11 protein-coding genes are annotated in these 12,847 nt (G+C 60.6%); 6 read left to right on the top strand and 5 right to left on the bottom strand.

Features of this window, described 5'->3' with window-relative positions:
* Positions 1 to 722: 722 nt before the first annotated feature.
* A complete protein-coding gene (locus tag PSUM_RS02220) occupies positions 723 to 920 on the bottom strand; it encodes a YbdD/YjiX family protein (protein ID WP_020801269.1) in 198 nt (65 codons plus the stop codon).
* Positions 910 to 2,979, bottom strand: a complete 2,070-nt coding sequence (locus PSUM_RS02215; protein ID WP_020801268.1) for a carbon starvation CstA family protein — start codon at positions 2,977 to 2,979, stop codon at positions 910 to 912. The genes PSUM_RS02220 and PSUM_RS02215 overlap by 11 nt, the downstream gene beginning before the upstream one ends.
* A gap of 386 nt (positions 2,980 to 3,365) precedes the next feature.
* Between PSUM_RS02215 and PSUM_RS02205 the strand changes: the two genes are divergently transcribed.
* The 3 genes from PSUM_RS02205 (at position 3,366) to PSUM_RS02195 (ending at position 5,906) form a co-directional block, all read left to right on the top strand.
* Positions 3,366 to 4,733 carry a cache domain-containing protein gene (locus PSUM_RS02205; RefSeq protein ID WP_020801266.1) on the top strand — a complete coding sequence of 456 codons (1,368 nt, stop codon included), beginning with the start codon at positions 3,366 to 3,368 and terminating at the stop codon, positions 4,731 to 4,733.
* Positions 4,734 to 4,761: 28 nt separating this feature from the next.
* Positions 4,762 to 5,394: a response regulator gene (locus PSUM_RS02200; protein WP_033042578.1), complete on the top strand. Its 633-nt coding sequence runs from the start codon at positions 4,762 to 4,764 to the stop codon at positions 5,392 to 5,394.
* A 110-nt stretch (positions 5,395 to 5,504) separates the two neighbouring features.
* Positions 5,505 to 5,906: a hypothetical protein gene (locus PSUM_RS02195; protein ID WP_083348885.1), complete on the top strand. Its 402-nt coding sequence runs from the start codon at positions 5,505 to 5,507 to the stop codon at positions 5,904 to 5,906.
* 357 nt (positions 5,907 to 6,263) lie between these two features.
* Here the strand turns inward: PSUM_RS02195 and PSUM_RS02190 are convergent, their stop codons facing one another.
* The 3 genes from PSUM_RS02190 to PSUM_RS02180 are packed head-to-tail and all read right to left on the bottom strand — an operon-like array spanning position 6,264 to position 9,503.
* Complete coding sequence (locus PSUM_RS02190) at positions 6,264 to 7,610, bottom strand: glutamine synthetase family protein (RefSeq protein ID WP_020800969.1); 1,347 nt, start codon at positions 7,608 to 7,610, stop codon at positions 6,264 to 6,266.
* A gap of 23 nt (positions 7,611 to 7,633) precedes the next feature.
* Positions 7,634 to 8,188, bottom strand: a complete 555-nt coding sequence (locus PSUM_RS02185) for a helix-turn-helix domain-containing protein (protein WP_020800970.1) — start codon at positions 8,186 to 8,188, stop codon at positions 7,634 to 7,636.
* Between the two features lie 25 nt (positions 8,189 to 8,213).
* Positions 8,214 to 9,503 (bottom strand): NAD(P)/FAD-dependent oxidoreductase, encoded by a 1,290-nt coding sequence (locus PSUM_RS02180; protein WP_020800971.1) that lies wholly within the window; start codon positions 9,501 to 9,503, stop codon positions 8,214 to 8,216.
* A gap of 353 nt (positions 9,504 to 9,856) precedes the next feature.
* Between PSUM_RS02180 and purU the strand changes: the two genes are divergently transcribed.
* The 3 genes from purU to PSUM_RS02165 are packed head-to-tail and all read left to right on the top strand — an operon-like array spanning position 9,857 to position 12,839.
* On the top strand, positions 9,857 to 10,723 hold the full coding sequence (purU, locus tag PSUM_RS02175) for a formyltetrahydrofolate deformylase (RefSeq protein ID WP_020800972.1): 867 nt from the start codon (positions 9,857 to 9,859) through the stop codon (positions 10,721 to 10,723).
* A complete protein-coding gene (gene folD / locus PSUM_RS02170) occupies positions 10,720 to 11,616 on the top strand; it encodes a bifunctional methylenetetrahydrofolate dehydrogenase/methenyltetrahydrofolate cyclohydrolase FolD (protein ID WP_020800973.1) in 897 nt (298 codons plus the stop codon). Before purU ends, folD begins: the two co-directional genes overlap by 4 nt.
* Positions 11,598 to 12,839: an FAD-dependent oxidoreductase gene (locus PSUM_RS02165; protein WP_083348884.1), complete on the top strand. Its 1,242-nt coding sequence runs from the start codon at positions 11,598 to 11,600 to the stop codon at positions 12,837 to 12,839. The genes folD and PSUM_RS02165 overlap by 19 nt, the downstream gene beginning before the upstream one ends.
* Positions 12,840 to 12,847: the final 8 nt, after the last annotated feature.

The raw sequence follows: 12,847 nt of genomic DNA, 5'->3' as shown, positions 1-12,847 counted from the left end.
AGTGTGGTTAACGGGGCGCCCAGATCAAAAACAAAAGCGAGGCGGCCTGACAGCCGACCTGACTTTGACGGGTGTACCTCGATCCCCTGGAGCGAGCATGCTCCGGGCGGCGTTACGAGGATGGTCGTCAACGATGACGCGGTGTACCTGTCAGCCCGCGGTGCTCTCAGATTCATCGCGAGCATGCTCGCTCCTACAGAAGGTACGCGTATGGCTTCCAATCAGGCCGACCGGTCGGCCGCCTCGCTTTTGATTGTGATCTGGCTTTTGATGTTCTTGCCCCCTCGAGAGGCCGAGTGGAGGTTCTGCGCAGTGGGTAAACCGGCAAGGATGCCGGTTTAGCCGCGCTGGGCCAGGGATGGCCCATCGCGGCGACCCACGGAGCAGGACCGGAGCGAGGGCATGCCGAGCCTTAGCGAGGCACCGAACGCCAGGGGCAAGAGCCCTTGGTTACTTGGGGCCGGGCGGCGTTCCGTTTTTCCAAGTGACTCGCCGTAAGGGCGAAACCCTAAGTGGCCGTTACCGCAGCAACGGATATGTACACCTGAAAGACAATTATCGCCTGCCAGGACGCCTTCGCCGGCAAGCCTGGCTCCTACAGTTCAAATAACAGGTCCGGCTGTCAGGCCACCTTCGCGAGCAAGCACCCACATCTGAACTGAACACGCGAAATCCCAAGCAAAAAACCCGGCTTTTTCGGCCGGGTTTCTTGATTCATTCATTCAACAACACTTCGGTCCGGACTTGCTGCCGTAACGGGCTTCCTGGCGTTCCCGAAAGAACGCCTCGTAATCCATCACCGGCTTGTCCGGGTGCTTGTTTTGCATATGCTCGACGTAGTTGTCGTAATCGGGCATACCCACCATCAGGCGCGCGGCCTGACCGAGGTATTTGCCCAGGCGACTCAGGTCATTGAACATGATCAGGCATCGGCAGCGCGTGGAACGGTGCTTCCTTGTCCGTACGTTCCTTGGTGCCCCAGGCGGCGATACCGACCTTGAGTGCGAAGAACAGGATGCTGAACACCACGAACAGGAACAACGCGGTCAGCGTGGCGTTGGTGTAGGCGTTGAAGATCACGTGCTGCATCTGGTCAATGCTCTTGGCCGGCGCCAGCACCTGACCGTTGGCCAGGGCATCGCTGTATTTTTTCGCCAAGGCCAGGAAGCCAATGGCCGGGTTGGCATCGAACAGCTTGATGAAACCGGCGGTGGTGGTGCAGATCAGCAGCCATACCGCTGGCAGCAGAGTCACCCACACATACTGCTGACGCTTCATTTTGATCAGCACCACGGTGCCAAGCATCAGGGCAATACCCGCCAGCATCTGGTTGGAGATGCCGAACAATGGCCACAGGGTGTTGATACCCCCCAGCGGATCGATCACGCCCTGATACAGCAGGTAACCCCACATGGCCACGCAGCCGGCGGTGGCGATCAGGTTGGCGGTCCAGGACTCGGTGCGCTTGAGCGCCGGCACGAAGGAGCCGAGCAAATCCTGGAGCATGAAACGCCCGGCACGAGTACCGGCGTCCACAGCGGTCAGGATGAACAGTGCTTCGAACAGGATCGCGAAGTGGTACCAGAACGCCATGGTGTTCTCACCCGGCAGCACGTGGTGCAGGATCTGCGCGATACCCACGGCCAGGGTCGGCGCACCGCCGGCACGGGCCAGGATGGTGGTTTCACCGATGTCCTTGGCCACTGCTTGCAGCGCCTCCGGAGTAATCGCAAAGCCCCAGCTGCTGACGGTCTGAGCAACCGAAACAGCATCGGAACCCACAATGGCCGCAGGACTGTTCATGGCGAAGTACACGCCCGGATCGATCACCGAGGCAGCCACCATGGCCATGATCGCCACGAACGATTCCATCAGCATGCCGCCGTAACCGATGTACCGGGCATGACCTTCGCTGGCGAGCAATTTTGGCGTAGTGCCAGAAGCGATCAGCGAGTGGAACCCCGATACCGCGCCACAGGCGATGGTGATGAACAGGAACGGGAACATACCGCCCTTCCACACCGGTCCCGTGCCATCGACGAATTGGGTCAGTGCCGGCATTCTCAGCTCGGGCATGGTCACCAGGATACCAATGGCCAAGGCGACGATGGTGCCGATTTTCAGGAACGTGGAGAGGTAATCACGGGGTGCCAGGATCAGCCAGACCGGCAGAACGGCAGCCACGAAACCGTAACCGATCAGCATCCAGGTAATCTGCACGCCGGTGAAGGTAAAGGCCTTGGCCCACACCGGGTCAGCGGCAATCTGCCCGCCCAGCCAGATCGAACCCAGCAGCAGGAACACGCCGATGATCGAGATTTCACCGATGCGGCCCGGACGGATGTAGCGCATGTAGATGCCCATGAACATCGCGATCGGGATGGTCGCCATCACCGTGAACATGCCCCACGGACTCTCGGCCAGGGCCTTGACCACGATCAGCGCCAGCACCGCGAGGATGATGATCATGATCAGGAAGCAGCCGAACAGCGCGATGGTGCCGGGGATGCGGCCCATTTCTTCGCGGACCATGTCGCCCAGCGAACGACCATTACGGCGGGTGGACATGAACAGGACCATGAAGTCCTGCACGGCACCGGCCAGCACCACGCCGGCAATCAGCCACAGCGTGCCGGGCAGGTAGCCCATCTGCGCCGCCAGTACCGGACCGACCAGCGGCCCCGCGCCGGCGATGGCCGCGAAGTGGTGACCGAAGAGCACGTGCTTGTTGGTCGGCACGAAGTCCAGACCATCGTTGTTGAGCACAGCGGGCGTGGCGCGATTGGGGTCCAGTTGCATCACTTTGTTGGCGATGAACAGGCTGTAGTAGCGGTACGCAACGAGGTAGATGGCGACGGCTGCGACGACGATCCACAGGGCGTTGATCGCTTCGCCGCGGCGCAGGGCCACGACACTCAGCGCAACCGCTCCCAGGACAGCCACGGCAAACCAGGCGAGGTGTTTAGCCAGACGGGGCATAGAGGGTCTCCTGCCGACAGCTCGTGACTGCGGCGGTAATTTTTATAATTGTGTCCGCTGTGCGGAGCTGGGCCAATATCCGCGCATGTCGTCCACAAATAAATCCGCGTTACTACGTACGCGGCATCTACGTAGTTCTACGTAGAACACACTGATCTGCTATTGAAAATTCGGCCCCTTGTGGGAGCGAGCCTGCTCGCGAAAGCGATCCGTCAGACGACATGGATGTTGAATGACCGATTGTTTTCGCGAGCAGGCTCGCTCCCACAGGGGATTGCGTTTCAATGGGCGGGCATCCCCGCCATCAGTCATTCCGTCCAGCAACGCTACAGGTCTGGCGTATCTTTGGCATATGATGCCGGCCCCTCGCGCGGGCAGGAGCAACCATGCAGCTCAAACACAAGATCGTCGCCCTCGGCATTTTGCCGCTGGTGTTGGCCATTGCCGTCATCTGTGCCCTGGTGATTTCCCTCAATCGCCAACTGGGTGATCAACAGGCGCAGCTGATCGAAGACAGCATCCTGATGAGCAAGCGCGCGGAGCTGAAAAACTACGTCGAAATGGCGAAAAGCCTGATCGAGCCGCTGTACGACAACGGCCAGGGTGACGCGCGCGCCCAGCAACAGGTGCTCGAGGAACTGCGCAAGCTCAGCTTTGGCATCAATGGCTATTTCTTCGTCTACGACCATGAAGGCCGCAGCCTGATGCACGCGCGCCAGTCGGAGCTGGTGGGCAAATACCTGTGGGACATGAAAGACCCGCACGGCCTGCCGGTGATCCAGGCGCTGCTCAAGAGTGCGCAATCGGGCGAAGGTTTCCAACGCTACGCCTGGAACAAACCCTCCTCCGGCCAGGTGACCGACAAACTGGCCTATGTGGTCATGCTCGATCGCTGGGGCTGGATGCTCGGTACCGGCATTTACCTTGAAGATGTCGAGCGCGCCACCCAGCAAGCACGAGCCGAAGTGGCCCAGGGCATCCGCAAGACCATGGTGGCGATTGCCGTGGTGGCGCTGGTGGCGGTGCTGTTTGTCTTCGCCACCGGCATGACCCTCAATGTCAGCGAACATCGCCTGGCGGACAAGAAACTGCAGCGCCTGACCCAGCGGATTGTCAGCCTGCAGGAGGAAGAGCGCTCGAGGGTGTCCCGCGAGCTGCACGACGGCATCAGCCAGGTGCTGGTCTCGATCAAGTTTCAGTTCGAACTCGCCAGCCACTTGCTGGAAAGCGGGCAAAACCACGACAAGGGCCTGGGCGCGTTGAGGGATGCCACCGCGCGCCTGGGTGATGCGATTGGCGAAGTGCGCAGCCTCTCCCACGACTTGCGCTCATCGTTGCTCGATACCCTCGGCCTGTCGGCGGCAATCGGTCAACTGGCCGCTGAGTTCGAACAGCGCAGCGGCCTTACCGTGACCTATGACGACAATGAGTTCGACTGCCAACTGGTCGACGGCGCAGCGGTCTCGTTGTTTCGCATCGTCCAGGAAGGCCTGACCAATATCGAGCGCCACGCCCGGGCCAGGCACGTATCCATTACGCTGCGCGGCTGCGAACAATCGGTGCGGCTGACGGTGGTCGACGACGGAGTCGGTTTCAACGTCGCCCAGGTCGAACGTCGCCACGTCGGCATTGGCTTGCGTAATATTCGTGAACGCGTCGAACATTTTGGTGGCCGCTTCGAACTGATCTCGACGCCCGGACGCAGTGAGCTGGATGTTCTGCTACCGATGAAGCTGCCTGCCAGCAAACGCTGATGCCCCAAAAACAAGAGTGAAGCCTGCAATGAACCTGCCCTCCCCGATCCGCGTCGCCTTGGTCGACGATCACGCCCTGGTCCGTGACGGAATAAAGGCGCTGCTGTCCGTCATGGCCCCCCTGGAAGTGGTTGGCGAAGCCGAAAGTGGCGCCGAAGCCATGGAGATGGTCGGACGCTGCCAGCCCGACCTGCTGCTGGTCGACATCAGCCTGCCGGACATCAACGGCCTGGAACTGACCCGCGTGCTGCGCAGCCAGTACCCGTCGCTAAAGGTATTGGTGCTGAGCATGTACGATAACTATGAGTACGTGAGTGAATCACTGCGCTCGGGCGCCAGTGGCTACGTGTTGAAGAATGCCCCTTCACGGGAAATCATCGCGGCCATCGAAGCCATCTCCAGCGGCGGGACCTTCTACAGCGCCGACATCGCCCAGCGGCTGATCGCCGACAAAAACACCGACAACGAACTGACCCCCCGTGAAAGCCAGGTTTTGTCGAAGATGGCGCAAGGGCTGAACAACAAGGAAATGGCACGGGAACTGGATATCAGCGTGCGCACGGTGGAGACACACCGCTTGAGCATTCGGCGCAAGCTCAACATCGACAAGCCGGCAGCGCTGGTCAAATACGCGATCGATCACGGGCTCATTTCGCGCTAGCGATCATTGACTGCGTCAATAGTCACCATTAACTCAATGAAGTTCTCTTAAAAATTCCACGGCGTAACATCAGCTCCATACCAACCAACAACACCCCGGAGCACACGATCATGAAACGCCAAACCCTCCTCAGCATCGCTTTCTCGGTTTTCGCAATTAACGCTTTTGCCGCAACCTCTGTTCAGCCTGTCGTGGCGGAAGGTGGCTCGGATCGTCTGATTGAAAGCCGAGTGGCTGAAGGTGGTTCGGATCGTTTGATCGAGAATCGTGTAGCTGAAGGCGGTTCGGATCGCCTGATCGAGAATCGCGTCGCTGCCGATGGTTCGGATCGCCTGCAAGGCAACACTGTCGCCGCCGATGGCTCTGACCGCCTGCAAGGCAACACCGTCGCCGCCGATGGCTCGGATCGCCTGCAAGGCAACACCGTCGCCGCCGATGGCTCTGACCGCCTGCAAGGCAACACCGTCGCTGCCGATGGCTCGGACCGCCTGCAAGGCAACACCGTCGCCTGAACCCATCGCTTCACCGCACCCACAAAAAGCCCGGCCTGATCAGCCGGGCTTTTTTACGTCTGCGCCGCAGGTATCCCGCGTCATCGTTGACGTCCATCGTCGGAACGCCGCCCGGAGCATGCTCGCTCCTACAGAGAAACCAACTGAATGACACCGAATTTCAGGCAAAAAAAATCCCGGGCAGCTGATGGACGCCCGGGACTTAAAAATGCATAAACCGTGGTGGTGAACGCGGGGCGGATATTACGCAATGTTTCGCCCTGTAACAAGATATTTTGATTAACCGTTCAGTTACTAAAATCTGTAACCTGTTAAATAACCAGATATTTTTTACGGTTAACCTCGAAATAACCTTAACTACAGGAACCAGCGATATTCCCGTGCACTGATGTCGTTCAGGAACGCCAAGTGGTCCTGCCGCTTGTTCTCGCAATACACATCGACGAATTCCGCGCCCAAACCTTCACGCAGTTTTTGATGGCCTTGCATGGCTCGCACGGCGTCGAGCATTTCCAGCGGAAAGTCGATGCCGCTGTTGCGGTCATCGTTGAGTGGGGCGATCGGCTCGCGCTCCTGTTCAAGGCCTTGTTCCAGGCCCACCAGGATCGCGGCGAGCACCAGATACGGGTTGGCATCGGCGCCAGCGAGGCGATGTTCGACCCGCAGGTTCCTGGCGTCAGACTCCGGCACCCGCAGGCATGCGTCTCGATCCTCGAAACCCCAACTGGCGCGCGAGGCGACGTTGACCGTGGCGCTCAAGCGGCGCAACGCGTTGTGGTTTGGCGCGAAAATCGGCATGCAGTGCGGCAACACATCCAGGCAACCGGCCACCGCATGGCGCAACGCGCGTTGCCCGTTCGCCGCCAGCAGGTTGTTGCCGGCCTTGTCGTAAAGACTCACGTGCACATGCATGCCGCTGCCGGGGTGCTGCAGGTAAGGCTTGGCCATGAAACTGGCGCGGTAGTTGTGCTTGAGTGCCACGCCTCGCGTGCTGCGGCAGAACAACGCAGCCCAGTCGGCAGCGCGCAGACCATCGTCCAGATGACCGAAATTGATCTCGAACTGACCGGGGCCCAATTCGGCGGTGATCACCGTCGCATCGATGCCTTGCGCACGCGCGGTCTCGACCATTTCGTCGAGCACCGGGGCAAATCGCGAGAGGCGTTCAATGTGCATGTTCGGCTGATCGTCCGCATCGCCGGTCAGCGGGTCGCGGGCAAACTGCGGCAAGCCATCGCGCAACTGACTGTCGAACAGGTAGAACTCAAGTTCGAACGCCACCACCGGAAAAATGCCTTTGCTTCCAAGCCGCGCCAACACCTGCGCCAGGACTTCACGGGGTTCGAAGACGATCGGTTTTTCCGTGCCATCGGAAGTAATCAACATCTGCCCCAGCGGTTGCTTCTCCCAACTCACCAACTTGAGCGTGCCCGGTACCAGGCGACGCAGCGCGTCCGGATCGCCATCGTTGAAGCAGTAGTCGCCAATCTTGAACAGCCCGCCCTGGGTGCCGAGCAACACGCAGTTTTGCGGCAACTTGAGGGCGCTGCCGGCGGCGACTTTTTCAAGCATTTCGATCGGGTAGCGCTTGCCGTAGAAATGCCCCGGAATGTCCAGGGATATCAGGTCGACGAAGCGCACATCGGGGTAGCGCTGACGAAACCCACGCACTTCGGCCAACAAATCAGAGCACACAGCATCCATCGTTTTGTTCCTTGTTGTTTTTATCAGGTGTAGACCCAAAGTACGCGGGTCATTTGGTCTGAGAGGTTGCCGTAGCGGCAGTGGGCATGACTGGCCAGTTGAAAACTGTCGCCAGCGTGCAGGGTCACCGGTTCGTTCTGGTCGAGCCACAGGGTCAGTTCCCCTTCCAGCACATAGCCGCCCTGCTCCGAGCTGTCCTTCATGTGCCGGTCGCCGCTGCTGGCACCGGGCTCCAGCTGGCTTTCGAGCATGGAAAAGGACGCACGCATCTTTGGCGAGACCATGATGTCGGTGATGCCATCGGCGTAATACAACGTGCGGCGCTCATCCGGCCGGGTCACCCACGGCAGGGCCATGGGTTTGGGCAGGCTATAGAAATAGGTGGTCGGCACGCCGAGGGTCTCGCTGATGGCGGTCAGGTCCGCCACCGTCGGGCGGGACAAGCCGCGTTCGACCTGGGAAAGAAAACCCACGGAGCGGCCGATCTTGTCGGCCAGATCCTTCAAGGTGTACTTCTTGTGCTTGCGCAGGTCCTGGATCAGGATCGCCAGCGCCGAAATCTCTTCTTGCATGTCCATCTAAAGGCTTCCAGAAGTGGCCGATTCAAATGCTGTCGCGCAGCCTGTACCAGGCTTTGCCGATGGCTTCCAGCGGTGCTGCCATGTATTTGCCGCCGGGAAAACTGGGGTTGGTCAAACCCTGGTACAGCCCCAGCTCATCCGGCTGGCCGAGAATAGCGTCAGACACCGCCCGTGCCCCGGCCAGGGTCGGCAGCACGCCGTGCCCGGAATAGCCCTGCAACCAATACAAGTCACCGCGCCGACCGATGTCGGGCGTGCGTTTGAGCGTCAGGTCGATGTGACCGCCCCAGGCAAACTCCAATTCAATGCCTTTCAATTGGGGGAACACCCTTTCCAGGCACGGCCGTGTGGCACCGGCGATGTCCTTGGGCATGCCCCCCAGATAGGTGCAACCGCCGCCGAACAGCAGCCGGTTGTCTGGCGTGCGGCGGAAATAGTCGAGCACGAACTGGTTGTCGGTGACGCAGACATTGCTGGGTAGCAGAGCGGCTGCCTGGGCCTCGGACATCGGCGCCGTGGCCACCTGATAGGTACCAACGGGTAGTACGCAACTCGATAGCTGTGGGTCGAGCCGGTCAAGATAGGCATTGCAGGCCAATACCAGGACATCGGCGCGAATGTGTCCGCGTTCAGTCGTCACCACGTAGCCGTTCGAGTCCTCCCGATAATTCAACGCCATGCTTTGTTCATGAATCACACCACCGGCCTGCTCGATCGCGGCGGCCAGTCCCAGTGCCAGTTTCAGCGGGTTCAAATGCCCGCCTTCGGGGTCGTACAAACCGGCCTGGTAACGCTCGCTGGCCACCCATTCGGGCAACTGGGCGCGCTCGATGAAGCGCAAACCGTCATGCCCCCATTTGTGGCTGGCCTCGTGCTGCCACTCGGTCAACAACCCCACCCGCCGTGGCATCACCGAAGTCCAGAGGTGCCCGGGCCGGTAGTCGCAATCGAAACCATGGCGCCTGGGCAATTCGCGCACCTCTTTTGCCGCCCAGCGCATGCCGTCCCACAACCGCCGCGCGCGCTCATGGCCCAGTGCGGCTTCCAGCGGCGGCATGTCGCAGGACCAACCGAGTATGGCCTGGCCGCCATTACGTCCCGACGCGGCCCAGGCGACCCGGCTGGCCTCCAGCAGTGTCACGCGCTTGCCGGCCAGGGCCAGGCGCAACGCCGTGTGCAAACCGCTGAAGCCGGCACCGATGATCAGCACGTCGGTGTCCTGCTCGCCCTCCAACGCCGCTCGATTGACCAGGCGATCGGCGCACGTATGGGCGTAATAGCTGGCGACATGCTGGGTGGATTGCTGAAACATACCGGCTCCATGAAATTTTATAGTTTTAATTTCATGAAAAAATACAGGTTTAATTTCATGCGCGCAAGCGGTGTGGCCAGGGTGGTTGTGAGGAGCCTGACGCCCCGCGGTGTTCTCGGGTTTTTCGCGAGCATGCTCGCTCCTACAGGGCACGTCGGGTTGCCCAATAAAATTCCCAGCAGTTAAAAAACTTTCACAAAACCTCTGGACGTGCCCCCTGCATTTCCCCTATAAAGCCACTAACAGGAATATATTATTCCTGACAAGAAACCGCGCTCATGGAATGAGCCTCGCTGTCCGCTGACATTTTTTCGCTATGCGATGAGCTGCCGCCATCATCCCGAGGACGTGTCATGCAACACGAAAAAAACCATTTCATCATCAAGATCACCTGTCCCGCGGTGTCCGGCATTGTCGCTGCCGTCACCACCTACCTGGCGGACAACAGTTGCTACATCGGGGAGATGGCGCAATTCGACGACGATTTCAGCGGGCGCTTTTTCATGCGTGCGGTGTTCCGTTTCAACGATGGCCACGCAGGGGATATCCAGCAGATCAAGGACGGTTTCAGCGATGTCGCCCAGGCCTTCGACATGCGCTGGGAACTGCATGACACTCGCGAACCGATGCGCGTGCTGCTGATGGTGAGCAAGTTCGACCACTGCCTGACCGACCTGCTCTACCGCTACCACAAGGGCGAGATGGACATGACCATCACCGCCATCGTCTCCAACCACCTCGACCTGCGGCCCATGGCCGAGCGCGAGGGCATTCGCTTCATCTACTTGCCAGTCACCAAGGACACCAAGACCCGCCAGGAAGCCGAGCTGATGAAGGTGGTCGACGACACTGGCACCGAGCTGGTGGTACTGGCGCGCTACATGCAGATCCTCTCCGACGACCTGTGCCGGCAACTGTCCGGTCGGGCAATCAACATCCACCATTCGTTCCTGCCCGGTTTCAAGGGCGCCAAGCCGTATCACCAGGCGTACCAGCGCGGCGTGAAGCTGATCGGCGCCACCGCCCACTATGTCACCAGTGATCTCGATGAGGGGCCGATCATCGAACAGGAGGTGCAGCGCGTCGATCACGTCTACCTGCCGGATGACCTCGTGGCCACCGGGCGTGACACCGAGACCGTGGCCCTGTCCAAGGCGGTCAAGTACCACCTGGAGCACCGGGTTTTCCTCAATCAGGACAGAACGGTGATTTTCCGGTGAACACACCCCGACTGATTGACGGCAAAGCCGCCGCCGCGCGGGTGTTGATCGAGGTTCGCAAGGACGTCGAGCGCCTGCGCGCGCAAGACATCCAGCCGGCCCTGGCGGTGATCCTGGTCGGCAGCGACCCGGCCAGCCAGGTGTATGTGCGCAACAAGATTCTGCGCGCAGAAGAGGTCGGCATCCGCTCCCTGGAACATCGGCTGGGCACAGACACCAGCACCGAACAGCTGCTTGACCTGATCGCCAGGCTGAATGCCGATGGCTCGATCCACGGCATTCTCCTGCAATTGCCGCTACCGGCCCAGGTCGATGAACTGCGGGCGCTGCAGGCGATCGTCCCAGGCAAGGACGTCGATGGCTTCCACAGTGAAAACGTGGGTGGCCTCAGCCAGGGACGCACCGTGCTCGCGCCCTGCACACCCAGTGGCTGCCTGTACCTGCTGGAGCAGACCTGCGGCGATCTGCGCGGCAAGCATGCAGTGGTGATCGGCCGATCGAACATCGTCGGCAAACCCATGGCGGCGCTATTGCTCAAGGCCGACTGCTCGGTGACGGTCTTGCATTCGCGCAGCCCCGATCCGCAGGCGCTCTGCCGTCAGGCAGACATCGTGATTGCCGCCGTGGGTCGTCCGCGATTGATCGATGCCAGTTGGCTCAAGCCCGGTGCAGTGGTGATCGATGTCGGCATCAATCGTATCGACGACGCCGGTCGCAGCCGCCTGGTCGGCGATGTCGACTTCGACAGCGCCCTGCCCCAGGTCGCGGCGATCACCCCGGTACCCGGTGGTGTCGGGCCGATGACCATTGCCTTCCTGATGAAAAACACCGTGACCGCAGCCCTTATGCAACAGCACAGCCTATCGGAGGCCGTATGCCATTCAATCTCTTGAAGTACGGGCTGAGTTCCGAGTACCCGGTGGAAGTGGATTTGCCGCCGCCGCGTGAATTGAAATCAAGCTATGACGTGGTGATCATCGGTGCCGGTGGCCATGGCCTGGCCACCGCTTATTACCTCGCCAGGTATCACGGCATCACCAACATCGCCGTGCTGGAAAAGTCCTACCTGGGCGGTGGCAACACCGCGCGCAATACCGCAGTGATCCGCTCCAACTACCTGACCAGCGAAGGCGTGCGTTTCTATGCCGAATCGGTGCGAATGTTCCAGGGCCTGTCCAACGAATTCGACTTCAACATCATGTACTCCGAACGCGGCCAACTGACCCTGGCCCACACCGATGCCACCGTGCGTTCGTTCCGCCAGCGGGCCGAGGTCAACAAGCACTTCGGCGGTCGCAGCGAAATGATCGACCGCCAGCAGATCCGCGAACTGGTGCCCAGCCTCAACCTCGACCCCGGCCACCTGCCCGTGATCGCCGGTCTCTGGCACATCGACGGCGCCACCGCGCGCCACGACGCGGTGGCCTGGGGCTACGCCAAGCAAGCGGCGAAGCGCGGGGTGGAAATCCATCAGCTCACCGAGGTGCAGGACCTGATCATCGAGAACGACGCCATCACCGCCGTGAAGACCAACCGCGGCACCATCAAGTGTGGCTGTGCAGTGCAGGCGATTGCCGGGCACAGCTCACTGCTGATGGCCAAGGCCGGGATTCGCTCGCCGATCCAGACCTTCCCGCTGCAAGCCATGGTCACCCAGCCCTTCAAACCCTTCCTCGATCCGCTGGTGAGCTCGTCGGCGCTGCACTGCTACGTGCAACAGACCAGCCGCGGCGAAGTGGTGTTCGGCGGTGGCTCCGATCCGTACCCGCTGTTCAACACCCGATCGACCCTGGACCTGAAGGAAAGCCTGCTGGCCCACGCCATCGAAATGTTCCCGTTCCTGGCCAACGCCAAGCTGATGCGCCAGTGGGCCGGGATCACCGACATGACCCCGGACTACAGCCCGATCATGGGCCTGTCGCCGGTGAAGAATTACTACCTGGACGCCGGTTGGGGCACCTGGGGCTTCAAGGCGACGCCTGTCTGCGGCAAGACCATGGCTGAACTGGTGGCCAGCGGCGGCAAGGTACCGGAGTTGATCAAGCCCTTCGGCCTGGAGCGCTTCTCGACCTTCCGGCAAGTCAACGAAATGGGCGCCACGGCGGCCAGTCACTGAGGCAGAGC

The organism is Pseudomonas umsongensis (genome assembly GCF_002236105.1).
Classification (GTDB): Bacteria; Pseudomonadota; Gammaproteobacteria; order Pseudomonadales; family Pseudomonadaceae; genus Aquipseudomonas; species Aquipseudomonas umsongensis.
The sequence above is the reverse complement of the archived record's forward strand: the minus strand, read 5'-3'. Positions and strand labels throughout refer to the sequence as shown.

Coding starts and splice junctions, on each gene's coding strand:
- PSUM_RS02220 (WP_020801269.1), bottom strand. CDS start 920: ATGTTCAATGACCTGAGTCGCCTGGGCAAATACCTCGGTCAGGCCGCG.
- PSUM_RS02215 (WP_020801268.1), bottom strand. CDS start 2,979: ATGCCCCGTCTGGCTAAACACCTCGCCTGGTTTGCCGTGGCTGTCCTG.
- PSUM_RS02205 (WP_020801266.1), top strand. CDS start 3,366: ATGCAGCTCAAACACAAGATCGTCGCCCTCGGCATTTTGCCGCTGGTG.
- PSUM_RS02200 (WP_033042578.1), top strand. CDS start 4,762: ATGAACCTGCCCTCCCCGATCCGCGTCGCCTTGGTCGACGATCACGCC.
- PSUM_RS02195 (WP_083348885.1), top strand. CDS start 5,505: ATGAAACGCCAAACCCTCCTCAGCATCGCTTTCTCGGTTTTCGCAATT.
- PSUM_RS02190 (WP_020800969.1), bottom strand. CDS start 7,610: ATGGATGCTGTGTGCTCTGATTTGTTGGCCGAAGTGCGTGGGTTTCGT.
- PSUM_RS02185 (WP_020800970.1), bottom strand. CDS start 8,188: ATGGACATGCAAGAAGAGATTTCGGCGCTGGCGATCCTGATCCAGGAC.
- PSUM_RS02180 (WP_020800971.1), bottom strand. CDS start 9,503: ATGTTTCAGCAATCCACCCAGCATGTCGCCAGCTATTACGCCCATACG.
- purU (WP_020800972.1), top strand. CDS start 9,857: ATGCAACACGAAAAAAACCATTTCATCATCAAGATCACCTGTCCCGCG.
- PSUM_RS02165 (WP_083348884.1), top strand. CDS start 11,598: ATGCCATTCAATCTCTTGAAGTACGGGCTGAGTTCCGAGTACCCGGTG.